The sequence below is a fragment of the Mycobacterium sp. 2YAF39 genome, from assembly GCF_052114565.1.
Classification (GTDB): Bacteria; Actinomycetota; Actinomycetes; order Mycobacteriales; family Mycobacteriaceae; genus Mycobacterium.
In genome coordinates this window covers 512902-536094 of the sequence record NZ_JBFREZ010000002.1, presented here as the reverse complement: position 1 = coordinate 536094, position 23193 = coordinate 512902, and the positions used below count along the sequence as shown (strand labels likewise).

21 protein-coding genes and 1 pseudogene are annotated in these 23193 nt (G+C 64.8%); 15 read left to right on the top strand and 7 right to left on the bottom strand.

All coding sequences use genetic code 11. From position 1 onward, the window contains the following. The first annotated feature begins 40 nt into the window (after window positions 1–40). Both AB4Z42_RS08035 and AB4Z42_RS08030 read left to right on the top strand, forming a co-directional pair. On the top strand, window positions 41–622 hold the full coding sequence (locus AB4Z42_RS08035) for a hypothetical protein (RefSeq protein WP_442008590.1): 582 nt from the start codon (window positions 41–43) through the stop codon (window positions 620–622). Then, window positions 619–1149 (top strand): hypothetical protein, encoded by a 531-nt coding sequence (locus AB4Z42_RS08030; RefSeq protein WP_442008589.1) that lies wholly within the window; start codon window positions 619–621, stop codon window positions 1147–1149. Before AB4Z42_RS08035 ends, AB4Z42_RS08030 begins: the two co-directional genes overlap by 4 nt. Before the next feature lie 70 nt (window positions 1150–1219). Here the strand turns inward: AB4Z42_RS08030 and AB4Z42_RS08025 are convergent, their stop codons facing one another. From AB4Z42_RS08025 to AB4Z42_RS08015, 3 genes are all read right to left on the bottom strand, one after another. Next, the gene (locus tag AB4Z42_RS08025) at window positions 1220–1393 is read right to left on the bottom strand and encodes a CsbD family protein (protein WP_442008588.1); all 174 of its coding nucleotides are present in this window, start codon (window positions 1391–1393) and stop codon (window positions 1220–1222) included. A gap of 260 nt (window positions 1394–1653) precedes the next feature. Beyond that, window positions 1654–2832: a SpoIIE family protein phosphatase gene (locus AB4Z42_RS08020; RefSeq protein ID WP_442008587.1), complete on the bottom strand. Its 1179-nt coding sequence runs from the start codon at window positions 2830–2832 to the stop codon at window positions 1654–1656. After that, window positions 2829–3629, bottom strand: a complete 801-nt coding sequence (locus tag AB4Z42_RS08015; RefSeq protein ID WP_442008586.1) for an alpha/beta fold hydrolase — start codon at window positions 3627–3629, stop codon at window positions 2829–2831. Before AB4Z42_RS08015 ends, AB4Z42_RS08020 begins: the two co-directional genes overlap by 4 nt. Window positions 3630–3705: 76 nt before the next feature. Here AB4Z42_RS08015 and AB4Z42_RS08010 point away from each other — a divergent pair, with 76 nt between their 5' ends. Next, window positions 3706–4677, top strand: coding sequence for an alpha/beta fold hydrolase (locus AB4Z42_RS08010; protein ID WP_442008585.1), 972 nt, complete (start codon window positions 3706–3708; stop codon window positions 4675–4677). 336 nt (window positions 4678–5013) lie between these two features. On the opposite strand, the gene AB4Z42_RS08005 is transcribed toward AB4Z42_RS08010, so the two are convergent. Further along, window positions 5014–5586 carry a TetR/AcrR family transcriptional regulator gene (locus AB4Z42_RS08005; protein WP_442008584.1) on the bottom strand — a complete coding sequence of 191 codons (573 nt, stop codon included), beginning with the start codon at window positions 5584–5586 and terminating at the stop codon, window positions 5014–5016. A 92-nt stretch (window positions 5587–5678) separates the two neighbouring features. On the opposite strand from AB4Z42_RS08005, the gene AB4Z42_RS08000 reads away from it, so the two are divergent. The 4 genes from AB4Z42_RS08000 to AB4Z42_RS07985 all read left to right on the top strand — a co-directional run bounded on the left by AB4Z42_RS08000 (window position 5679) and on the right by AB4Z42_RS07985 (window position 10434). Then, entirely contained in the window at window positions 5679–7904 is a 2226-nt protein-coding gene (locus AB4Z42_RS08000) for an acyl-CoA dehydrogenase family protein (RefSeq protein WP_442008884.1), read from the top strand. 28 nt (window positions 7905–7932) lie between these two features. After that, a complete protein-coding gene (locus AB4Z42_RS07995) occupies window positions 7933–9141 on the top strand; it encodes a thiolase family protein (protein ID WP_442008583.1) in 1209 nt (402 codons plus the stop codon). A gap of 4 nt (window positions 9142–9145) precedes the next feature. Continuing rightward, window positions 9146–9559 (top strand): Zn-ribbon domain-containing OB-fold protein, encoded by a 414-nt coding sequence (locus AB4Z42_RS07990; protein ID WP_442008582.1) that lies wholly within the window; start codon window positions 9146–9148, stop codon window positions 9557–9559. Between the two features lie 140 nt (window positions 9560–9699). Then, window positions 9700–10434: a YwaF family protein gene (locus AB4Z42_RS07985; protein WP_442008581.1), complete on the top strand. Its 735-nt coding sequence runs from the start codon at window positions 9700–9702 to the stop codon at window positions 10432–10434. A gap of 28 nt (window positions 10435–10462) precedes the next feature. Here AB4Z42_RS07985 and phoU read toward each other — a convergent pair whose 3' ends face one another. Continuing rightward, the gene (phoU, locus tag AB4Z42_RS07980) at window positions 10463–11104 is read right to left on the bottom strand and encodes a phosphate signaling complex protein PhoU (protein ID WP_442008580.1); all 642 of its coding nucleotides are present in this window, start codon (window positions 11102–11104) and stop codon (window positions 10463–10465) included. Window positions 11105–11208: 104 nt separating this feature from the next. On the opposite strand from phoU, the gene AB4Z42_RS07975 reads away from it, so the two are divergent. The 6 genes and pseudogenes from AB4Z42_RS07975 (at window position 11209) to AB4Z42_RS07950 (ending at window position 17799) form a co-directional block, all read left to right on the top strand. Next, entirely contained in the window at window positions 11209–11886 is a 678-nt protein-coding gene (locus tag AB4Z42_RS07975) for a PAS and ANTAR domain-containing protein (protein ID WP_442008579.1), read from the top strand. 76 nt (window positions 11887–11962) lie between these two features. Further along, a complete protein-coding gene (locus tag AB4Z42_RS07970) occupies window positions 11963–12316 on the top strand; it encodes an STAS domain-containing protein (protein ID WP_442008578.1) in 354 nt (117 codons plus the stop codon). Next, window positions 12225–14927 (top strand): annotated as a pseudogene (locus AB4Z42_RS07965) (response regulator); the annotation flags it as partial. The gene AB4Z42_RS07970 and the pseudogene AB4Z42_RS07965, both read left to right, overlap by 92 nt. A gap of 402 nt (window positions 14928–15329) precedes the next feature. Further along, the gene (locus AB4Z42_RS07960; RefSeq protein ID WP_442008883.1) at window positions 15330–16460 is read left to right on the top strand and encodes an ATP-binding SpoIIE family protein phosphatase; all 1131 of its coding nucleotides are present in this window, start codon (window positions 15330–15332) and stop codon (window positions 16458–16460) included. Further along, window positions 16460–16768: an STAS domain-containing protein gene (locus tag AB4Z42_RS07955; protein ID WP_442008577.1), complete on the top strand. Its 309-nt coding sequence runs from the start codon at window positions 16460–16462 to the stop codon at window positions 16766–16768. Before AB4Z42_RS07960 ends, AB4Z42_RS07955 begins: the two co-directional genes overlap by 1 nt. Window positions 16769–16800: 32 nt before the next feature. Further along, on the top strand, window positions 16801–17799 hold the full coding sequence (locus AB4Z42_RS07950) for an NAD-dependent epimerase/dehydratase family protein (protein WP_442008576.1): 999 nt from the start codon (window positions 16801–16803) through the stop codon (window positions 17797–17799). Window positions 17800–17859: 60 nt separating this feature from the next. Here AB4Z42_RS07950 and AB4Z42_RS07945 read toward each other — a convergent pair whose 3' ends face one another. Further along, window positions 17860–18123, bottom strand: a complete 264-nt coding sequence (locus AB4Z42_RS07945; protein ID WP_442008575.1) for a hypothetical protein — start codon at window positions 18121–18123, stop codon at window positions 17860–17862. A gap of 269 nt (window positions 18124–18392) precedes the next feature. On the opposite strand from AB4Z42_RS07945, the gene AB4Z42_RS07940 reads away from it, so the two are divergent. Beyond that, complete coding sequence (locus AB4Z42_RS07940) at window positions 18393–21248, top strand: MMPL/RND family transporter (RefSeq protein WP_442008574.1); 2856 nt, start codon at window positions 18393–18395, stop codon at window positions 21246–21248. Here AB4Z42_RS07940 and AB4Z42_RS07935 read toward each other — a convergent pair. Next, the gene (locus AB4Z42_RS07935; protein ID WP_442008573.1) at window positions 21245–22114 is read right to left on the bottom strand and encodes an alpha/beta fold hydrolase; all 870 of its coding nucleotides are present in this window, start codon (window positions 22112–22114) and stop codon (window positions 21245–21247) included. The genes AB4Z42_RS07940 and AB4Z42_RS07935 overlap by 4 nt on opposite strands. Window positions 22115–22252: 138 nt before the next feature. On the opposite strand from AB4Z42_RS07935, the gene AB4Z42_RS07930 reads away from it, so the two are divergent. Further along, complete coding sequence (locus AB4Z42_RS07930; protein ID WP_442008572.1) at window positions 22253–23161, top strand: alpha/beta fold hydrolase; 909 nt, start codon at window positions 22253–22255, stop codon at window positions 23159–23161. Window positions 23162–23193: the final 32 nt, after the last annotated feature.

The following is a 23193-nucleotide window of genomic DNA, read 5'->3' as shown; positions in this document are numbered from 1 at the left end:
AGGCGGCGGTCGGGTATCCGCCTTGGAGGAGGTAGGAGAGATGCCCGTCTGGAGCTGGTTCTTTATCGCCGCTGCTGTGCTGATCGCATTGACGCTGATATTGCTCGCGATCATGTCGGTGACCGGTCGCAGGAAAACAAGACGGCTGAAGGAACACTTCGGCAGTGAATACCAACGGGTCGTCGACGAATCCGGCGATCAACGGTCCGCTGAGCAGGAGCTGGTCGCGCGTCAACGGAAGCGACAGAAGCTCGACATCGTTGCGTTGCCGGCCGCGGCCCACCAGCGATACGTCCAGCAGTGGACCGACATTCAGCGCTCGTTCGTCGACGATCCGTCGGAGGCGGTCGGTTACGCGGATCGCCTCGTGACCGAGGTGATGCGCGAACGCGGTTACCCGGTAGCGGATTTCGATCAACGGGCATCCGACATCTCGGTGGATCACCCCGAGACGGTTGAGCACTACCGGGCCGCCCACACCCTGCACCTTGCGCAAGAGAAAGCGGACATCGGCACGGAGGCGCAACGTCAGGCCTTCGTCCACTACCGCGCACTCTTCGAGCAATTGCTCGACGAAGATCACGAAATCGAGAAGAACACGCCAAAGGAGGCGACGGCATGACAACCCAAGACCAGCAGCTCGCGGCCGATGCAGCGACACCCACCGGACCCGAATTCTCAAGCGCGGGAACGGAAGTTCCGACAAGCCACGGCGAAGCCCCGGCGACGGCGCCGACCGAACCGGCACAGCCGGAGAACGTGCCCAGTGAACCGCCACAAGCGGAGACATTGCCCCCCGAATCGGCGCCAGCCGAGGCGTTGCCCACCCAATCGGCGCAAGCAGAGACGGTGCCGCAGAGTTCTGACGTTCAACCGCCTGCCGATGAATTATTCTCCGCTGCAGACCCTTCCGGGCTGCGATCGCGCTGGGACGACATCCAAGCGGCGTTCGTCGACGACCCCGCGGAATGCGTACAGAAGGCCGACGGCCTCGTCGAGGAGGTCATCACACAGCTCACGACAGGTTTCGCCGACGCGCGATCGCGCCTCGAGGCGCAGTGGGCGCGGGGCGAAAGTGCGTCCACCGAGGATCTGCGTCTCGCCCTCACGCGTTATCGCGAGTTCTTCCAACGGTTGCTCGCGGTCTGAGGCCCCCGTCCGCAGCGACCAAGCAATCGGCCCGCCACCCAAACGGATGGCGGGCCGATTTGCGTCGTGTCTAGCCCTTGAACGCGTCCTTGATCTTCTCGCCGGCGTCCTTGAGGCTGGACTTGGCCTGGTCGATCTTGCCTTCGTTCTCCGTGCTCTTGTCTCCGGTCACCTTGCCAAGTCCCTCTTTGGCCTTGCCACCGAGATCATCGATCTTGTTGCTTGCCTTGTCTCCGGCACCCATGATGTGTCCTTTGGTTCTTCGAGTTGGAACTCGGAAATGAGCCCTATCGGGGACGTGTACCTCTACGGCGGTCGCACGAAACCCTTTGCAGGTGTGATCTTCATTTATCAGACGACCGAATACACAGCAGGGCGGCGAACCCCAGGCTGCGCTGTTTGCTCAACGTCAGGGTTGAGCCCCGACCGTCCGCCTCGCGATGGCTTCAGACACAACCAACAACCACCATCGCTGTGGGTGTGCATACCCTGTGGATCCGCGCGCTAACAGTTGTGAGTGAAATCAAATCCAGCGCACGTCAGGGCCAGAACGGCCGTGTCATCCTCCACCCCGGACCCGAGACCGTCGAGTAAGCCCTTGACGGCATCGACGATGTCGGACGCCCGGGTCGGCGAGTGCGCCTTCGCGAACTGCAGTAACGCGCCTTCGTCGTCGTAGCGCTCACGGCCGATGCCGGTGCTTGCTTCGGTCAGCCCGTCGGTATACAGCACCAGGGTGTCGCCCGGGGCGAGCAGGAAACGGCTCGAGACGAAGTGCGGTTTTGTGGTCATGCCGACGGCCTGACCACCGATGGTGTCGGCGTAATAGGCGCTGCCGTCTGCGCACATCAGCAGCGGCGGGGGATGGCCACCGCTGGCCAGGTGGACGTCAAAGCCAGTGTCGGATCTGGTCAGCTTCCCGAAAATCAGGGTGCAAAACCGGCTGAACTCTTCGCCACGCTGTTGGCTGAGGACGGTGTTGAGGTTGTGCAGAACTTGCACGGGGTCGTCGTCGTAGACAGCCGCGGCGCGCAGGGTGTACCTGGTCAGCCCGGTGACGACGGCGGCGCCGACGCCCTTGCCCGACACGTCGCCCAGAAAGAAACCCCACGTCGTTCTTGACAGTGGGAAGAGATCGTAGAAGTCGCCGCCCAGGTGTTCGGCCGACGCTGCGTTGTAGTAATCGGCCGCCTCCAGGCCTTCTGGCGGGGACAACACCGGTGGGAGCAGCGACCGTCGGAGCGTGTCGGCGAATTCCCGGACACGACCCTGCTCCTTCACCGCCTGCCTGCGCGCCTCGAGGAGCTCCACCTCATAGGCGCGGCGATCTGCAGCGTCGACGACGCTTATCCGAAGTAGTACCGGCTGCCGCGCGGTGTCGGTCTTGACATTCGCGGTGAGGAACATCGGCCTGCGAGTTCCGTCGGCGCTCACGAAATCCACTGTGACGCCGTTGAGATGGCCGCCCGCCTGAAGCAGCGGCCCGAAATGTGTTTCGTAGAGGATCCGTCCACCGACGGTCAGCAGATCGGTGAACAGCTTGCCGCACAGCGCTTTTGCCTCGTAGCCAAGCCATCGCGCCAGGGTGCCATTGACGCGGATTATGCGGCTGTCCGGGCTTGCGATCGCGTGGCCACTCGGAGCGTGGTCCCAGAAGTCCTCGGCGCTGCTGTGTTCGGTCACGTCGATCGTGCGAATGCGGCGATCGCCGACGCGGTGGCCTCCGGGGCACTGACATGTGGGCAGTGTCCTGTCGCGGCCAAGGTGACGAGTTGGCTGCTGGGAATCTGCGCGTGGACGTAGGCGCCCACCTCACGTGGCGCGATCGAATCCTGCTTGCATTCGATCACCAACGTCGGCAGCGTGATCCGCGGAAGGTCGGCGCGGTTGTCGGAAAGGAAGGTGGTGCTGGCGAACACGCGCGCGTGTTCCGGGTTGGCCCGGCAGAAGGTGTCGCCCAACTCGTCCGCCAGCTCGGGCCGGTCGGGGGTGCCCATGATGACCGGTGCCATCGAACGCGACCACCCCAGGTAGTTCTGCTCGAGGGACTCGAGGAGTTCGTCGATATCGGCTTTCGAGAACCCGCCGCGGTAATCACCGTCGTCGATGTAGCGCGGGGAAGGCGTGAGCAGGATCAGCTTGGTGAATCGTGACGGATCCTCGATCGTCGCGAGTGCGCCGATCATCGACGAGACCGAGTGCCCGACGAAGATGACGTCGCGCAGGTCGAGCTCATTGACGACTTCCAGGATGTCGGCGGCGTAACCCGACAACGAGGAGTACTTCTTCGCGTCCCATGCACCTGGGTCCGACGATCCGCACCCCACGAGGTCGATGAGGACGATACGAAACTCTGATTCCAACTGATCGACGACCAGGCGCCAGAGTTTCTGATCGCATCCGAAACCATGCACCAACAGGAGCGTCGGGCTGTGTTCGGCGCCCACGACGTTGATGTTGTGCTTGGCGAAAACATCCACCACGCCAGATTAACCCGCTCCGCATCTGACATTACTCATAAGTAATGTATGCGGAGAACGCAGAGGGGAAGTGCCGATGGTCGGCGAATCCGGGCAGTCGCCGGACGATGCGGGATCCGGCATCGAACCGCCGGTCGAGCTGAAGGTACGGCGCGCGCTCGGGCTTCTCGAGCGATTCGCGCCTGCGGTCGGATCACGGTGGGCCGTCGAGCTCTGGTGCACCCCGCCCGCGGTGGACGCGAGCTTGCGCATGCCTCCCGGTGTCCCGCCGAGTGAGCCCGCGGAGGCCGCCTGGTCCGGACACCGGATCGCGGGGGAGTCGTGGGGAGACGGGCCGACGGTGTACCTGGTGCACGGTTGGGGCGGATGCCGCGCGCACCTGGGAGTCTTCGTCAAACCTCTGGTCGAGGCAGGCCACCGGGTGATCGCGTTCGACCTTCCCAGCCACAATGACTCAGAACCGGGAGATCTTGCGCCGGGTCGCACGACGATCGTCGAATGCGCAGAAGCTGTCCGGGCTTTCGTGCGCACGCACGGGCGCGCGCACGCGATCGTGGGGCATTCCCTCGGTGCGAAGGCCGCCGCGTTGGCCGTGGCAAGGGGCGCCGAGGCCGACAATCTGGTGTTCATGGCGCCGATGGGCGACTTCTCTTGGTATCTGGACGTTTTCGCCGATCGCCATGGTTTCGGGCCGCGCATTCGCGGTGGCCTGCACCGTCGGTTGGACCGGCGGCTGAAGATGCCGCTGTACGACACCGACATCGCGGCGTTGGCCGCCACTCTCGAGGATCCGCCCCCGCTTCTGATCGTGCACGACCCGGACGACCCCGACAGCCCGTACGAGATGAGTCAGGCAATCGTCGACGTCTGGCCGGGGGCGACTTTGGTGACCACCCGCGGGCTCGGACGATTGGCGCACTACCGCATTCTGCGTCACCGCCCGGCGATCAACGCCGGGCTCGAATTCGTCGCCCGTGCTAGCGCCGAACGCTCGACAACGCCATCGGAAGTCGGCGGTGCCGCTGCGGCGCCCGGCCCGGACGACTAGAAAGCGACGTGGAGTTCAGCGTCCGGACAGCCAGGCGACCGATGTCTCGCCATCGACGTCGGACGACCACGCCAGTGGTGAATCCGCAGAAGAACCCCGTGATGAAGGACCGCCGTGCGCGCTGCTTACGACGCCGTGCAACCGCTGATGCGGTGTAGCCACACACCGAAGCGGCGGCCGCAACCGCCACGAGCAAAACGATGACCTCTGGTGGGCCAAACGACCCCATATGACCTCCGGGCCGTTGTCAATGCAGGCCGATCAGCCGATCCAATCACTGCCGTCGCAGGATGAGGACCCTCGGTCATCGTTCGTGACCAAAGCGAGCGTGAACCGTTAGATCGGCAAGCCCGCGATGATGAGCCGCGTGGTGGATTCGGCCCGCTTCCGGCCGTATCCGCGACCCTCGGACAGGATCGGGTAAACGACCGCGCCCACGATGGCGTCGGCAGCCGCAGTGGCGGTGCTCTCGTCCACGCCATCCGCGAGCAGTCGCGCCCGAACGCTTTCCAGCAGCGGTGCGCTGAATCCCGCCCGCAGCCTGATCGCGGTGTCCACGTGCTCCATGCAGGCAACGGTCAGGATGCGCAGCATCGCCGAACCGCGTTCGGTGGTCAGCGTCGCAGCGAGCTTGCCCGCCCACCGGACCAGATCGCCGACCATGTCGTCGCTGTGTGTCACCGGCGCAATGATCTTGTCGGCATCTTCGAGCAGGACATCGGCGACGAGCGCTGGGCGGCTTGGCCACCACCGGTAGATGGTCTGCTTGCCGACCCCTGCGCGGGCGGCCACAGCCTCGATGCTGGTCCCGTCGAAACCACGCTCGAGCAGTAACTCACGCGTGGCGGTGACGATGGCCACGCGTGACTTCTCGCTGCGGCGGCGCGGAGCCGTGGCGGGGCGGACCATGTGGCGCATCCTCGGTTGCCGGTGCGTCTGACAACCCGTAGTCTGCCACAAGACGAGACGGTCCGTCTTGTTTAACGAAAGGCGGCGTGACGGTGCCCATCGGGCTCACCCCGGAGCAGGGGCAACTGGAAGAGGCAGTCGGCCGCTTCGCTGCGCGGCATGCTGCCGTCGACCAGACCCGCAGCTCTTTCGACGCCCTCGCAGATGGCGCATTGCCCAAGTGGTGGGATGACCTTGTCGCACAAGGCCTTCATGCGGTCCACCTTCCTGAAGCCGTTGGTGGACAGGGCGGTTCGCTGGTCGACGCGGCGTGTGTCATCGAGGCTGCGGCCACCGCTTTAGTCCCAGGGCCACTGCTGTCGACGGTGATCGCCGGTGCCGTCGCGCTGTCGGCCCAGAGCACGCCGGCCGCCAACTCGTTGTTGAGCGATCTCGCCGCCGGGGGTACCGCCACCGTGGCGCTGCCTCATACCGGCGACCTGCTCGCTACAGCAACCGACACTGGATGGCAGGTCAGCGGGTCGTCGGGCGTCGCTATGGGGGTGCGTTCGGCCGGCGTCATGCTGGTTGCCGCCGGCCGCGGCGACAGTGAGACGCTGTGGTTCGTCGTCGACCCGGCCGCCGCTTCGGTGACAATCGAGGCGCGCGACGGCACCGACCTGACCATCGACGTCGGGGTCGTGCACCTCCGCGACCACGACGTGCCGGATGCGCTGGTGCTCAACGGTATCGACGATGATGCGGCGTGGGACATCGCCGTCGCATTGTCGGCGTGCGCATCCGCCGGGACGCTTGAATGGGCCGTGGATGCGGTGACCGCGCATCTGCGCACGCGTGAGCAGTTCGGCAAGCCCATCGGTACCTTCCAGGCGCTTCAGCACGAAGCGGCGATGCTGCTTGTCAACAGTGAGCTGGCCGCCGCGGCGGCGTGGGATGCCGTGCGTGCCATCGGAGAAGCGCCGGAGCAGCGACAACTGGCCGCCGCCGGTGCCGCCATCATGGCCGTGGCGCCGGCTCCCGAGCTCCTGCTCGATGCGCTCACGATGTTCGGCGCCATCGGGTTCACGTGGGAACACGACGTGCATCTGTATTGGCGGCGCGCGACGAGTCTGGCCGCCTCGATGGGGCCGATCACCGGATGGTCGCGACGTCTCGGCGAATTGGGCCGGACGCATATGCGTGACATGACGGTGAAACTCGGTGACGCCGAAGCGGCCTTCCGCGCTCGCATCGCGGAACTGCTGGACCGTGCACTCGAACTGCGTAACGACAAGCAAAGCCCGCTTGGCGATTACGACCACCTGGCCAGCGGGCCTCAACGCTCGCTCATCGCCGAGGCGGGGCTGATGGCACCGCACCTGCCGCCACCATGGGGCATGGGGGCCACGCCTCTGCAGCAGCTCATCATCGACGACGAATTCGCCAAGCGGTCCGACCTGGTCCGACCTTCGCTCAACATCGCGGAATGGATCCTGCCGTCCATAATCAGCGCGGGATCGGAAGACCTTCAGCAGCAGTTGATTCCGCCATCGCAACGTGGCGAGCTGCTCTGGTGCCAACTGTTCAGCGAGCCCGGCGCCGGATCCGATCTCGCCGCGCTGAGCACGCGTGCGACCAAGGTCGACGGCGGTTGGCGAATCAACGGCCACAAGATCTGGACATCCTCCGCGCAGTACGCCGACTACGGCGCGCTGCTGGCCAGAACGGACCCAGACGCACCGAAGCACAAGGGAATCGGCTATTTCATCGTCGACATGCGCGCCGACGGTATTGAGATCCAGCCGATCAAGACGGCTGACGGCGACCCGCACTTCAACGAGGTGTTCCTCGTCGACGTTTTCGTGCCCGACGAGATGCTGCTCGGGAAACCGACGGACGGCTGGAATCTGGCGATCGCCACGATGGCCCAGGAACGGGTGGCGATCGGCGGCTACGTGAACATCGACCGTGCGGTTGCATTGCGTGATCTCGCCGCGCAAGCAGGTCCGAACCAGGACGCCGTATTGCGTGCGCTGGGCGAACTCGACGCGTACACCAACGCCATCAAAGCGCTGGGCGTGCGCGAGACGATTCGCCTCCTCGACGGACAAAGCGCCGGTCCCGCGTCGAGTATCGCCAAGGTGGCCACCAGCATCATGCTGCGCCGGACGTTCAAGGCCACCCTGGAGTTGGCGGGGCCGCTTGCGATGGTCGAGCGGTCCGAACCCGCTGTCGTCGCGCCGTATCTGCGGCTGCCCGCCGAACTGATCGGTGGTGGCACCCGCCAGATCCAGCTCAACATCATCGCCCAGATGATCATGGGTCTACCCCGCAAGTAGCCGAGGATAGCGAGAAACGAGTAATAGCATGGGTTTACGCGGAGACGCTGCCATCGTCGGCTACGTCGAACTGCCGCCGGAGCGGATGAACAAGGCGACGCCGGGTCTTTTCACGATCGAACAATGGGCCGAGCTCTCGGCAGCTGTGTTGGACGACGCCGGCCTGCCTGCCGAAACGGTCAACGGGATCGTCACCTCACATCTGGGCGAATCGGAGATCTTCGTCCCGTCGACGGTCGCTGAATACCTCGGCGTCGACGCCAACTTCGCCGAACTCGTCGACCTGGGAGGTGCGAGCGCGGCCGGAATGGTGTGGCGCGCCGCCGCCGCCGTGGAACTCGGTCTCTGCGACGCGGTGTTGTGTGTGCTGCCCGCGCGATACATCACCCCGATGTCGGAGAAGAAGCCCAAGGTCTTGGTCGACGCGGTCTTCTTCGGCTCGTCGAGCAACCAATACGGATCTCCGCAGGCTGAATTCGAGATCCCCTACGGCAATCTCGGCCAGAACGGGCCGTACGGCCAGGTTGCCCAGCGCTACGCCGCGGTCTACGGCTACGACCAGCGCGCGATGGCCAAGATCGTGGTCGACCAGCGGTTCAACGCGAACCACACCGAGGGCGCCATCTGGAAGGACAAGCCGCTGACCGTCGAGGACGTGTTGGCCAGCCCGGTGATCGCCGACCCGCTGCACATGCTGGAGATCGTCATGCCCTGCGTTGGTGGGGCGGCCGTCCTGGTGGCCAACGCCGACGTCGCCAAGCGGTCACGCAACCGGCCGGTGTGGATCAAGGGATTCGGCGAACACGTCCCGTTCAAGACGCCGACGTACGCGCAGGACCTCCTGCAGACCCCGATCGCCAAGGCCGCCGACACCGCGTTCGGCATGACGAACCTGCAGCGCGCCGACATGGACATGGTGTCGATCTACGACTGCTACACGATCACGGTGCTGCTGAGCCTCGAAGACGCCGGGTTCTGCGAGAAAGGCAAGGGCATGGCTTTCGTCGCCGACCGCGACCTGACGTTCCGCGGCGACTTCCCGCTCAACACAGCGGGCGGTCAGCTCGGGTTCGGTCAGGCGGGACTGGCAGGTGGCATGCACCACGTCTGCGATGCCACCCGACAGATCATGGGACGAGCCGGCGAGGCTCAGGTCGCCGACTGTCACCGGGCCTTCGTCTCCGGCAACGGCGGCATCCTTTCCGAGCAGACGACACTGATCCTCGAGGGAGATTGATCGCATGACCACCTTCGAACGGCCCATGCCCGTGAAGACGCCGACGACCACACCGTTCTGGGATGCCCTGTCCGAGCACCGGATTCGCATTCAGTATTCACCGTCCACCGACGCCTGGGTGTTCTATCCGCGAGTGCGCGCACCGCGCACGCTCGCAGACGATCTGGAGTGGCGCGAGATCTCGGGGATGGGCACGTTGTACTCCTTCACCGTCGCCCGCCGCCCCGTCGGCCCGCACTTCGCCGACGCCGTGCCGCAGCTACTGGCGATCGTCGAGTGGGACGAGGGGCCACGCTTTTCCACCGAGATGGTGAATGTGGATCCTGCCGACCTGCGGATCGGCATGCGCGTGCGGCCCGTCTTCTTCGACTATCCCGACCACCAGGTCACCATGGTGCGATACGAACCGGCCGCCTGAACTCTTCACGCTTCGCGGCGGCCCCGCCCACTGTCCGATGTTCCTGCAGTTCAACGGCTACCCTGGAGCGGGTTCGAATCCCGGCAAGTCGAGCCGCCGCATGCCTGAGCGCATGAGGGTGCAACTAGACGGAAGATCTGATGGAGCTACTGGCGGCACAGCGCGAATTCACGGCTTACGGGCCGTCGCACCTGATAGTTCTCGCGGTGTTCGTGATAGGCGCTGCGCTGCTGGTCTGGGGCGGACGACGGCAGAGCGAATCGCAGGCCCGGCTCTTCAGCCGGGGCTTTGCGGTGGTCATCGGGGTGATGTTCCTTGTGGCGCTGACCTACAAGATCCTCAGCCCCGTCCTGGACACATCGATACCGCTGCAACTGTGCGATGTCGCCGAACTCATTTCGATCTACGCCCTGTGGACGCAACGGCATTGGGCGTTCGTGCTCACGTACTACTGGTGCCTGGTGCTCAGCTCCCAGGCGTTGATCACCCCGGACGTCGGCACGGCGGAGGAGGGGTCGCCGGATTTCCCCCACCACCTGTTCATCACCTTCTTCGCGCTTCACGTGCTCGTGGTCTGGGCGGCGATATACCTGACGTGGGGCCGCCGGATGCGGCCGACATGGCGCGACTACCGCTTCGCGATCATCGCAACACTCGTCTGGGTGGCCTTCACCTTCACGTTCAACGCGATCGTGGGAACCAATTACGGCTACCTCAATGGCAAACCACCCACCGCGTCTGTGCTGGACTTCCTGGGCCCATGGCCGGTCTATCTGCTCGTCGAGGTGACCATCGTCCTCATCGTGTGGGCCCTGATCACCTGGCCGTGGGAGCGGATACGACGGCGAGCCGAACGGAGCGCCGCCGCGGACTAGATTCGGCCAGGACCCGACCGGGGCTCCGTCAGGCCGACTCTCCGGTGGCCGAGAAAATGACCCGGCGGCCGACCTCGACGGCATGATCGGCGAAACGCTCGTAGTAGCGGCCCAGCAGAGTGACGTCGACGGCCGCGGCGACGCCATGTTTCCACTCCCTGTCCATCAGCACCGTGAACAGGTGGCGGTGCAGGTTGTCCATATCGTCGTCGTCGTCAGCGAGCTGCTCTGCGCGGTTCGTGTCCTTGGAGAGCACCACCTGCTTCACGTTGCTGCCCATATCGACTGCGATACGGCCCATTTCGGTGAAGTAGCCGTTGACTTCCTCCGGAAGCACCTTCTCCGGATGACGTCTGCGGGTCAGCTTGGCGACGTGCAGCGCCAGCGCCGCCATCCGGTCGACGTCGGCAATGTTCTTCAGCGCGCTGACCACTGCGCGTAGGTCTCCGGCGACCGGGGCCTGCAACGCGAGGACGGTGAGCGCCTGTTCCTCGGTCTTCCTGGCCTGTTGCACGATGAGTTCGTGGTCAGTGATCACCTGTTCGGCGAGCAGCAGGTCGGCCTGCAAAAGGGCCTGGGTCGCGGATTCCATCGCGTGGCCGGCCGCGCCGCACATTTCGGCGATGCCGACGATCAGGTCGTCGAGCTGCTGATGGAATGCGTTCCGCACGCATTGAGCTTAGGTGCAAATGGGCCGGTAGAGGGCGCTCGCCGGCCTGACGTTGCCCACAAATATCTGTCGTGGCACACGGATGAAGATGCGATGATCGGTCGATGTACGAGCGCGGCGTGTCGGCCCGCGGCGAGCGATCGGCGCCGGTGTCGCCGGACCTCAGCGTCGGCAGCTTCCGCTTCTGGTTCGTGGGGCAGACGTGGGAATGGTCCGACGAGGTCGCCCGCATGCATGGCTACGAACCCGGCGAGGTCGCGCCGACCACCGAGTTGCTGCTCTCCCACAAGCATCCCGATGACCGGCAGCACGTCCAGGATGCTCTCGATCACGCGCTGCTCTCCCGAGGGTCGTTCTCGAGCCGCCACCGCTTCATCGACACCGGTGGCCGAGTCCACACGGTCATCGTGCTCGCCGACCGCATGCTCGACGACGAAGGCGCGGTCGTGGGAACCGAGGGCTATTACGTCGACCTGACCGACACGTTCGATCAGACCCGTCGGCAGGTACTCGACGCGTCACTTCCAGAACTGCTGGAATCGCGTGCGGCGATCGAGCAGGCCAAAGGCGCGCTGATGCTCGTCTACCGGATCGAGGCAGACTCGGCGTTCGAGCTACTGCTCTGGCGTTCGCAGAGCACCAACACCAAATTGCGCGTGCTGGCTGCGCAAATAGTCGCCGAACTCACCACCGTCGACTTTCAGCCTGACGATCTTCGGCGACAGTTCGACCATTTGCTGCTCACCGCGCATGAGCGCGTCGATCGCGGCGGCGACAAGTGAACGTGTGTGCTGGCACGAAATTGGGTATCGGTGGTTCCAAATATTGGCGGTCAACACTGGCAACAGGTGCGGAGACGTGGCACTACTGGAAGTGAACCAAGATGTCCGCGACGCCGCTGTCGTGGTGTCGACGGCCGGTGAGGTCGATTCGGAGAGCTTCTCGACTCTCGTCTTCCATCTCGACACCGCCCTGAAGCGGGCGTTGGATCACCCGGCCCGGCTTCTCGTCGTCGACCTCTCTGGTGTCACGCACTTCGGAAGCGCAGGACTCAACGCCGTCCTCGAATGCCACGAGCAGGGGAAATCCGCGGGCGTCGCCGTCCGCATAGCCGCCCCCAATGCCGAAGTTCTCCGTCCCATTCAGGTCACCAAGCTCGACGGCGTTCTCCGGCCTTATTCCAGCGTCTCGGCCGCGCTCGAAGGACATTGAGATGGGCGCTGCCGACGGAGGTCGTGATCCCATCGCCGCGGTCTTCAGCGGCGACAGCGAGGTCGGCGCGGACCTTGTCCAGGTCGACTGGGCGAGCACTCCTCTCGGTTCTCCGCACCAGTGGCCGCAGAGCCTGCAGACGGCGGTCGACATCCTCTTGTCGTCCCGGTTCTCGATGTGGATGGCCTGGGGCCCGGATCTGACCTTCTTCTGCAATGCCGCGTATCGTCGCGACACCCTGGGGCGAAAGTATCCGTGGGCGTTGGGACGGCCCGCCCGTGAGGTGTGGGCGGAGATCTGGGACGACATCGGACCGCGAATCGACGGCGTCCTATCCACTGGTGAAGCCACCTGGGATTCCGCGCTGCTGCTGTTCCTGGAGCGATCCGGCTATCAGGAGGAGACCTACCACACGTTCTCCTACAGTCCGCTGCGCGACGACGACAACCGGATCGTCGGGATGCTCTGCGTGGTCAGCGAGGTCACCCAACAGGTGATCGCCGAGCGGCGGATGACGACATTGCGTGACCTCGGCTCGGATCCCAGCGTCATGCGCACCGAGGGTGAGTCACTTCGTTTCGCCGACCGCCAGCTCGGCCACAACCCACGCGATCTCCCGTTCACGCTGACCTACCTGCTCGACGAAGACGGCGACGCGAGGCTCGCCGGCTCGAGCGGTATCGACGCCCGGCATCCCGCGGCTCCTTCGCTGCTACTCGCAGGCGACGCCGGGGTGTGGCCCCTCGACGAAGTCGCGCGCGGCGACACGGTGTCGGTGGGGCTCGGCGGATTGTCGAACCTGCCGACGGGAGATTGGCGCGAACCACCCGCCGAGGCACTGGTGATCCCGCTGATGCAACAGGGCAGCGCGCCGAGCGGATTCCTGGTGGCCGCGCTGAACCGCTACCGCCCCTTGGATGACGGCTACCGCGGCTTCCTGACACTTGTCGCCGGGCACATCGCCTCGGGCATCGGCAGTGCCCGAAGCTTCCGTGCCCAGCAGCGCCGGGCCGAAGAGCTGGCCGAGCTGGACCACGCCAAGACGACATTCTTCTCGAACATCAGCCATGAGTTCCGCACACCGCTGACATTGATTCTCGATCCGGTCGACCAGCTGCGTGAACGTATGGAACTCGACGAGCCGGCCCGTCAGGAACTGGATACCGTCTGGCGGAACGGATTACGCCTGACCAAACTCGTGAACTCGCTGCTGGATTTCTCGCGTATCGAAGCCGGCCGCACCCAGGCTCACTTCGTACCGGTCGACATTGCGAGTGTCACCGCCGAGCTGGCGAGCGTGTTCCGGTCGGCGGTCGAACGGGCCGGTCTGACTCTGGCCGTCGACTGCCCGCCTCTCGACGAGGTGGTCTACATCGATCGCGACATGTGGGAGAAGGTGATCCTCAACCTGCTGTCGAACGCGTTGAAGTTCACCTTCGACGGCACGATCTCCATTGGCGTGCGGCGAGAGAACGACGGAGCGGCAATCACGGTGGCGGATACCGGGATCGGTGTGGCGGCCGCCGAGATACCTCGGCTGTTCGAACGCTTCCACCGCATCGAGAACGTCCGCGCGCGGTCCAACGAGGGCAGCGGAATCGGGTTGGCTCTGGTCAAGGAGCTGGTCGACCTGCACCGCGGCAGCATCGAGGCCAGCAGCACCGAAAATGTGGGAACGACGTTCACCATTCGGCTGCCGTTCGGCGCCGCGAATCTTCCCGCCGACCAGGTCGCGGCAGCCGACGCGAGCCGGGCATCGTCTGCTGTGGCCGAGCCGTTTTTGCAGGAGGCGTTGCGCTGGATCCCCGCTGACGCCGGCACGACAGAGGCGTCGCAAGCACATGACGACGTCACTTCGGATGCGGGCGGTCGCAAGCCGGTCCGCGTGCTCATCGCCGACGACAACGCCGACATGCGCGACTATCTGACCCGCCTGCTTCGGAACGACGGGTACGAGGTCGATGCGGTCACCGACGGCCAGCAGGCGCTGGATTTCGTACGCGCCACACTGCCGGACATCGTGGTCAGCGACGTGATGATGCCGCGGCTCGACGGGCTGGGGTTCGTCGCTGCTCTGCGTGCAGATCCGCGTACCGCGGGGGTGCCGGTACTCCTCCTGTCCGCGCGCGCAGGACAGGAGGCGTCGATCGGCGGTCTGCAGGCCGGCGCCGACGACTACCTCACCAAACCGTTCGCGGCGGCGGAACTGCTCGCCCGCGTGCGCGCCAACTTCGGCCTGGCACGGCTGCGCAACCACCACACCCGCTGGCGCACGGCCCTGGTCGACTCGCTGCAGGAAGCGTTCTTCGTCTGCGATGAGCACGGGGCCGTGATCGAGATCAACGCAACATTCACCGACATGCTGGGGTACGGCGTCGAAGGCCTGCCGTACGAACATCCTCACCCGTGGTTGGCGTCGGACAGCACAGACCCCGATGCCCGCAGCGAGATGGCGGAAGCATTCGCGAGCGTCCGGCACCTATCGCACGGCACGGTGACGGCTCCCGCCACCCATAGGGACGGGCATCGGCTATGGCTGACCGCCTCCTTCAACCACGTCGACGATCCCGATACCGGACGTCGCGTCATGGTCGGCACCTTCCGCGACGTCACCGCGGAGCACTACAACGTGCAGCGCGAAGTCGCGTTGTCCGCTCTCAATCAGCAACTCGCACAAGCTGATTCGATGCACGATGCAGTGCAGGCGGCCGCGCAGGAGTTTCGAAACGTCTGGTCGGCACGCCGCGTCCTGGCGGTCACCTTCCCGGCCGACGAGGCCGACGCAGCCCCTTCGGAGGTCGTGTGCGTCGGTGAGCCGACGACGTGGAGCGAATTGGACGCGCGCGCTCACGATGTCATCCGCACACGCCGCGACGGCGACCTACTCGCCTCGGCCGCAACCGAATTCGGAATGGCGGGTATTGCTCTGCAGCACCCCGACGGTGTGTTAGTGATCTTCGTCGAGCTCGAGGAGCGTCGGCCGTTCACATCGGAGGACCACACGCTCCTCACGGTGTTGGCCGGACGTCTTGGTCAAGGTCTGCAGCGTGTACACCAACTTGACGTGCAGCGCGAAACGGCACTGGCGTTGCAGCACGCGATCCTCGGTCCCAGTGTGTCGGGCGGGTTCGCGGTGCGATACCGGCCGGCCACGCGCCCCCTGCATGTCGGCGGCGACTGGTATGACGTCGTGAATCTGGACGACGGTCGCATTGCGTTGATTGTCGGCGACTGTGTCGGTCACGGGTTGGCGGCCGCAACGGTGATGGGTCAACTCCGAAGCGCCTGTCGCGCATTGCTACTCGAGTACTCCAGCCCATCAGCCGCACTGACAGCGCTCGACCGGTTCGCCGCCCGACTCGACGGCGCGCGGTGCACCACGGCGTTCTGCGCGGTGCTGAATCCGGAAACCGGAGAAGTGGTGTATTCCAGTGCCGGCCATCCGCCACCGATACTGGTCATGGCCGACCGCACCACACAACTGCTCGACGGCGCCGCAGCCACTCCTCTCGGCTTGTCGTACGACCAGTCTCGTCCCGAGGCAAGCGTGGTAATGCCCGCGCGTTCGACGCTGCTGCTCTACACCGACGGGCTGATCGAGCGTCGTCGTGAACCGCTGGACCAGGGGATCCGCCGCGCGACCGACCTCGTGCAGGACAACCGGGACACCGCACTCGAGGGTCTTGCCGACGAGATCATGTCGCGGCTGGCGCCCAGCGACGGCTATCAGGACGACGTCGCGCTTCTGCTCTATCGACAACCCGCGCCGCTCGAAGTCGAGATTCCCGCCGACCCAGGTCATCTCTCGTCGACCCGCGCAACGCTGCGCAGCTGGCTCACCCGCGCCGGCCTGGATGCCGAACAGACGCTGGACGTGCTGATCGCTGTCGGAGAGGCGGTGTCGAATTCGATCGAGCACGGACATCGCGAACAGACCGGAGGCACGGTGAGTCTCCGCGCGATCGTTCTGGCGGACCGGTTACACCTCACGGTGGTCGACACCGGCTCGTGGATACCGCCGCAAGACGACCCCAACTCACACCGTGGCCGAGGCCTCATGCTGATGCGCGCGCTGATGCAGGATGTGTCTATCGAGCCGAGTAAAACCGGCACGACGGTTCACATGCATACGAGGATCGCGTGATGGCCACCCCCGTGAGTGTCGACACCCACAGCCGTGGCGACGGCTCGGTGGTGCTGAGTGTGAGCGGTGAACTCGATATGAGCAATGTCGAAGTGTTCGCGACGGCGATCGCCGAAGCCATGACCCCGGCATCGCAGGACGGCGGTGTGCTCACGATTGACCTCTCTGGTGTCGACTACCTGGACAGCGCCGCGATCGACGCCTTGTTCGGCCACGCCGGTCGCATCCGGCTGATCGTCAACCCCATACTCATCCCCGTCCTCAAGATCAGCGGCCTCACCGATGTGACCTCGGTTGAACCTGGATAACATCACCGCGGGGATCTGAGACAGGGCGGTCAATGGCATCGAAGAAGCTCGTCATCGGCGCCAGCGGATTCCTCGGGTCGCACGTCACCAAACAGCTCGTGGCGCGGGGCGAGGACGTGCGGGTGCTCATTCGCAGTACCAGTTCGACGCGGGGTATCGACGGGTTGGGGGTCGACGTCCACCACGGTGACATCTTCGATCTGCACAGCCTGCGCTCGGCCATGCGCGGATGCGACGTCGTCTACTACTGCGTCGTCGACGCGCGGCCATGGCTTCTCGACCCGACACCGATGTGGCGCACCAATGTCGACGGACTGCGCGGCGTCCTCGATGTGGCCGCCGACGCCGATCTCCATCGGTTCGTCTTCACCAGCTCGATCGGAACCATCGGCCGTTCCACGGTGGGGCTCGCCGACGAAGGGACGGCACACAATTGGCTCGACGTGGGGGGCGACTACATCCGTAGCCGGGTGGCGGCAGAGACGATGGTGTTGCAGTCTCACGCCGAAACGGGTCTACCCGCCGTCGCGATGTGCGTGTCGAACACCTACGGGCCGGGTGACTTTCTGCCGACCCCCCATGGCGGTCTGCTTTCCGCGGCCGTCCGCGGGAAGATGCCGTTCTACATCGACGGCTACGAAGCCGAGGTCGTCGGTATCAAGGACGCTGCCGAAGCGATGATCCTCGCGGGCGAGCGTGGCAGGCCAGGCGAACGCTACATCGTGTCGGAGCGTTTCATGAGCACCCGCGAGATTCATGAAATCGGTTGTACGGCGGTGGGTGTCGCACCGCCGCGGCGCCGGATACCGATAAAGGTCATGGCGGCTGTGAGCCGTCCCAGCGGTTGGATCGCCAAACTGCGCAAACGCGACACCAAGCTGACGCCGCTCAACATCCGGCTGATGCACATCATGACGCCGCTGGATCACTCGAAGGCGGTTCGCGAACTCGGCTGGAATCCGTCGCCGACGGGGGAGGCGATCGTCGAAGCCGCCCGGTTCTTCCGCGACAGAAGGAAAGAGCCTGGTTGATGACACCAAAGAGGGGCCGCAGATGTCTGCGGCCCCTCCCGGTTACCCACCACCGAGTAGTCAGGGTTGCTTGGAGTACCTCAGCAGGAAGGCCGCCGAGACGAATCCGGCGCCAACCGCGAACACACCCCAGAACACCAAGGGGAAGACCAGCGAAACGGGTGACCATCCGACGCTGGAGAACGTCGCGGCGGTGTAGACCAGCCAGAACACCCGGTAGATGGACCAGAGCGCAGCCATGCCTGCGCTGATTCCGATGGCGAGGCTGTAGTTGCGATCGACGCGGCCGATCTGCTCCTGGATTTGGGTGGGCACGATGTTCATTGCTTCTTCCTTAGGTCATGCGCAGCCGGTTTGGCGTCGTCACTGCGGTAAGTACATCGACCCGGGGTGGCTACCGATCCCAACAATTCGCGGGGGAGCTCGAAGGCGTTTGCGTCGACGCCTGTGGAGATGCTGTGAACAGCCTGTCAGAGCCGGGAGGTCAGCAATTGACAGGCGACAGTTTGACTGGCTACATATATGACGCGCGGTACGGATGGTGTAACGCGCGGCTTCTTGTGGGCCAAGGGTGAGGGGCCGGTAGTACAACGATGAGTTCTGTATCCACGGAGCGATCGAAGATCGCGCACGCCATTCGCGTGCTTGCCGTGCCCATCGTGCTCGGCTGGCTGGCCCTGACCGTCGTCACCAACGTCTTCGTCCCCTCGCTGGAGAAGGTCGCCGAAGCCCACACCGTGTCGATGAACGCACACGACGCGCCCGCCTTCATGGCGATGCAGCGCATCGGTGCGAACTTCCAGGAGTTCGACTCCGACAGCAACGCGATGGTCATCCTCGAAGGGGCGCAGCCTCTCGGCGCCGATGCGCATCACTATTACGACCAGTTGATCCAGGCGTTCCAGAAGGACCCGAAGCATATAGAGCACATCGCGGACTTCTGGAGCGATCCGCTGACCGCTGCGGGCGCCCAGAGCAGCGACGGTAAATCCGCCTACGTCCAGCTGTACCTGCGCGGGAACATGGGCGAGACGCGGGCCAACGAGTCCATCGCGGCCGTCCGCGAGATCATCGAGAAGACACCCGCTCCGCCGGGTGTGAAGGCTTACGTCACCGGCGGCGCGGCGATGAACGCCGACCAGCGGGTCGCCGGCGACAAGGGTGCGGCCAAGGCCACGATCGTGACTCTCGTCGTCATCTTCATCATGCTGACGATCGTCTACCGCTCGATCGCCACGACGGTGTTGATCCTGCTGATGGTTTTCGTCGAACTCGGCGCCTCCCGAGGAATCGTCGCGTTCCTCGCGAACGCGGGTGTGATGGGGCTGTCGACGTTCGCCACAAGTCTGTTGACGCTCATCGCGATCGCCGCAGGCACCGACTATGCGATCTTCCTGATCGGCCGGTACCAAGAAGCGCGCGGAGCCGGCGAAGACCGGGAAACCGCGTACTACACGATGTTTCACGGCACCGCACACGTGGTGCTCGGTTCCGGCCTGACCATCGCCGGTGCGCTGTTGTGCCTGAAATTCACCCGTCTGCCGTGGTTCCAGACCATGGCGGTGCCATGCGCGGTGGGCATCCTCGTCGCCGTCATCGCCGCGCTGACGCTGGGCCCCGCCGTGATCGTCATCGGCGGCCGATTCGGTCTCTTCGAACCCAAACGCGCGATCAACTCCCGCGGCTGGCGCCGGGTGGGCGTGATCGTCGTGCGCTGGCCGGGCCCGATCCTCGTCGCCACGTGCGCCCTTGCGCTGATCGGACTTCTGGCGCTGCCGGGCTACAAGACCGACTACGACGGACGCCATTTCATGCCCGCCGACACTCCGGCCAACATCGGATACTCCGTTGCGGACCGCCACTTCGACGCCGCCAGGATGAATCCCGAGCTGATGATGGTCGAAAGCGATCACGACTTGAGGAACTCGGCGGACTTCCTGGTGATCAACAAGATCGCCAAGGCGATCTTCACGGTGCCGGGCATCGCGCGCGTGCAGACCATCACGCGTCCCGACGGAAAGCCGATCGAACACACGACGATCCCGTTCCTGCTGAGCATGCAGGGCACGACGAACCAGATGAACCAGAAGTACAACCAGGACCGCATGGCCGACATGCTGGTTCAGGCCGACGAGATGCAGAAGACGATCGACACGCTCACTCAGATGTCGGCGTTGACCGAGCAGATGGCGGCCGTCACCCACAGCATGGTCGCCAAGACCAAGGCCATGACCGTCGACGTCGCAGCCTTGCGCGACAACATCGCCAATTTCGACGATTTCTTCCGGCCGATGCGCAATTACCTCTACTGGGAACCGCACTGCTTCGACATTCCGGTCTGCTGGTCGATCCGGTCGATCTTCGACACCCTCGACGGTGTCGACATCATGACCGACGACATCCAACAGCTGGTGCCGGAGCTCGAGCATCTGGACACGCTCATGCCGCAGCTCGTCGCGCTGATGCCGGCGCAGATCGCGACGATGAAAACGATGAAGACGATGATGCTGACCATGTATGCCACGCAGAAGGGCATGCAGGATCAGCAGGCGGCGCAGCAAGAGAACTCGTCGGCGATGGGTGACGCTTTCGACGACTCGATGAACGATGACTCGTTCTATCTTCCGCCAGAGGTATTCGACAACGCGGACTTCAAGCGCGGCATGAAGAACTTCATCTCACCCGACGGCAAGTCGGTCCGGTTCATCATCGAACACGAGGGCGATCCGGCCACGCCGGAGGGCATTTCGCGCATCAACGCGATCAAGCAGGCCGCCAAGGAAGCCATCAAGGGCACCCCACTCGAAGGCTCCACCATCTTTCTCGGTGGCACCGCGGCCACATATAAGGATATGCAGGACGGATCGAACTTCGACCTGCTGATCGCTGGGATGTCCGCTGCGGCACTGATTTTCGTCATCATGCTGATCATCACCCGGAGCATCGTCGCATCGGCGGTGATCGTGGGAACGGTTCTGCTGTCACTTGGTACGTCATTCGGACTCTCGGTGCTTGTCTGGCAGCACCTCCTAGGCATCCGGCTGCACTGGATCGTTCTGGTGATGTCCGTGATCCTGTTGCTGGCGGTCGGTTCCGACTACAACCTGCTGATCGTCTCGCGGTTCAAGGAAGAGCTCCACCACGGGCTCAAGACGGCCATCATCCGCGCGATGGCGGGTTCCGGTTCGGTCGTGACATCGGCCGGCCTGGTTTTCGCAGCCACCATGGGGTCGTTCCTGTTCGGCGACCTACGGAGCATCGCACAGGTCGGCAGCACCATCGCGGTGGGACTCCTCTTCGACACTCTGATCGTGCGGTCGTTCATGACGCCATCGATTGCCGCGCTGATGGGTAGGTGGTTCTGGTGGCCGCAATCCATCCAGACGCCCGCCTCGAGGCGTCGGATGCAGACCATCCTCGGTGACCGCGAGGCCGGCGTTTCGACCTAGCCGGAATGCCGGTCGAGAAAGTCGACGACCGCGCCTGCGAAGAGGTCGTTGCGATCTCCGGCGACCATGTGCCCGGCGCCGCCGACGTCGACGAAGTCGATTGCGGGGAATCTGACGAGAAACGCGTCGGCTCGTTCTTGCGTGACGAGGTCGCTCACCTGGCCTCGCACCAGCAGCACGGGCACACCGGCGTCGATGATCGACTGGACGGCGGCGTGCATGCGATCGACGTCAGTTACTTCGATGGGCGGAAGTGCCGATGTGCCGTCGATGAACTTCGGGTCCCAGTGCCAGTACCAGCGGTCGCCCCGGCGCCGCAGGTTCGCCCGGAGACCATCCAGGTCGGTGGGCCGCGGCCGGTGCGGGTTGTACTCCTGGATCATGTCGGCGACTTCGTCCAGCGAGTCGAAGCCCGACTTCATGCGGTCGTACATGAAGTCATGAATCCGCGACGCGCCTGACTCATCCATGTCGGGCACGATGTCGACGAGCACGATGGCGCGCGCCGTCCCTGGTGCGATCTCGCCCTCGAGAAGCATCGAGGTGAAACCCCCGAGCGACGCGCCGACCAGCACTGGCTTCGGCGGCAGGTCACGCAGCACCTCGAGCACATCGCGGGCGAATGAGGTGACCCGATAATCCCCGACGGTGGACCAGTCGGACTCGCCGTGGCCACGGAAGTCGAGGGTGATGGCCTGCCAGCCGCGTTCGGCCACCGCGGCGGCGGCGCGGCCCCAGGACCGGCGGGTCTGGCCGCCGCCGTGCAGGAACACCACGGCCGGAGCCGCGGGATCGCCGATCCGGTCACCGACGATTCGGACGCCGCCGTCGCCGGCCGTGGTGAATGCCTCAGGTGCCGTAGTCACCCTGCTTTCTTAACGCGGATACGCCCGGTCCCGCTGAGTTTCGGCAGGTATGGCCCGGTATTGCGCGGCCGTTAAGAAACTTCCAAGTCGCGATGCGCAGAGTCCCCTCATCGACTTGAGAGAAGTGAGGAGGACACCATGGCGACAGTCACGGATTTGGCAACGGACGGTACGACGAGTCGCCGTGTGCTGACCTTGCACGGCAACCGCGTGGCGTACCTGGACGAGGGCTCCGGCGACGTGTTGTTGCTGATCCACGGCATCGGCGGAAACCTGGACTGCTGGGGCGACGTGGTGCACAAACTCGCGAAACGGTACCGCGTCGTCGCCGTCGACCTCCTCGGCCACGGGCAGTCCGACAAACCACGGGGCGACTACTCGCTTGGCGCGTTCGCGGTGTGGCTGCGCGACTTCCTCGAGGCTCTTGACATTCGCGAGGCCACGGTGATCGGCCACTCGTTCGGCGGCGGGGTGGCCCTGCAATTCGCGCATCAGCACAAGGAGTACTGCCGCCGGCTCGTACTGATCAGCAGCGGCGGCCTCGGTCCCGACCTGGGCAAGCTCTTGCGGGTGTTGTCGCTGCCCGGTTCGGAAATCGCGCTGCAGGTGATCGCGTCGCGGCCGGCGGTCCAGGTGGGTAAGGCGCTGCGTAGGCGCGCGCTGTCGGCGGGCCGGGAGGTCACCAGATACAGCGAGACGCTGAAAGGGCAAGCGGCGCTGTCGGATCGACACAGTCGCGCCGCGTTTCTGCGGACGTTGCGCTCGGTGGTCGACCATCGTGGCCAAGCGGTGTGCGCGCTGGACCGACTGCGAGCGGACCTGCCGACGCTGATCATCTTTGGCGATCAGGACCGTTGCATCCCTGTCGCACACGCGTATTCGGCGCATGACGCGATTGCGGGTAGCGAGCTTCACGTCCTTCCGGGGGTGGGCCACCAGCCACAGGTGCAGTGCCCCGACACCGTCGTAGGACTCATCGGCGACTTCCTCGACAAAGCGCTGTCTCGGCGGCCGGGGCCACGGGCACTCGAAGCCGTGCCGGCCTGATGCGACGCCGTTTAGAAACCTCCAAGTTCCGA

Bases quoted from the DNA above. Each gene is read 5' to 3' on its own strand.
- AB4Z42_RS08030 (WP_442008589.1), top strand. From the start codon at position 619: ATGACAACCCAAGACCAGCAGCTCGCGGCCGATGCAGCGACACCCACC.
- AB4Z42_RS07930 (WP_442008572.1), top strand. From the start codon at position 22,253: ATGGCGACAGTCACGGATTTGGCAACGGACGGTACGACGAGTCGCCGT.
- AB4Z42_RS08010 (WP_442008585.1), top strand. From the start codon at position 3,706: ATGGTCGGCGAATCCGGGCAGTCGCCGGACGATGCGGGATCCGGCATC.
- AB4Z42_RS08035 (WP_442008590.1), top strand. From the start codon at position 41: ATGCCCGTCTGGAGCTGGTTCTTTATCGCCGCTGCTGTGCTGATCGCA.
- AB4Z42_RS07975 (WP_442008579.1), top strand. From the start codon at position 11,209: ATGTACGAGCGCGGCGTGTCGGCCCGCGGCGAGCGATCGGCGCCGGTG.
- AB4Z42_RS07940 (WP_442008574.1), top strand. From the start codon at position 18,393: ATGAGTTCTGTATCCACGGAGCGATCGAAGATCGCGCACGCCATTCGC.
- AB4Z42_RS08005 (WP_442008584.1), bottom strand. From the start codon at position 5,586: ATGGTCCGCCCCGCCACGGCTCCGCGCCGCCGCAGCGAGAAGTCACGC.
- AB4Z42_RS07955 (WP_442008577.1), top strand. From the start codon at position 16,460: ATGGCCACCCCCGTGAGTGTCGACACCCACAGCCGTGGCGACGGCTCG.
- AB4Z42_RS07985 (WP_442008581.1), top strand. From the start codon at position 9,700: ATGGAGCTACTGGCGGCACAGCGCGAATTCACGGCTTACGGGCCGTCG.
- AB4Z42_RS07945 (WP_442008575.1), bottom strand. From the start codon at position 18,123: ATGAACATCGTGCCCACCCAAATCCAGGAGCAGATCGGCCGCGTCGAT.
- AB4Z42_RS07950 (WP_442008576.1), top strand. From the start codon at position 16,801: ATGGCATCGAAGAAGCTCGTCATCGGCGCCAGCGGATTCCTCGGGTCG.
- AB4Z42_RS08025 (WP_442008588.1), bottom strand. From the start codon at position 1,393: ATGGGTGCCGGAGACAAGGCAAGCAACAAGATCGATGATCTCGGTGGC.
- AB4Z42_RS07990 (WP_442008582.1), top strand. From the start codon at position 9,146: ATGACCACCTTCGAACGGCCCATGCCCGTGAAGACGCCGACGACCACA.
- AB4Z42_RS07995 (WP_442008583.1), top strand. From the start codon at position 7,933: ATGGGTTTACGCGGAGACGCTGCCATCGTCGGCTACGTCGAACTGCCG.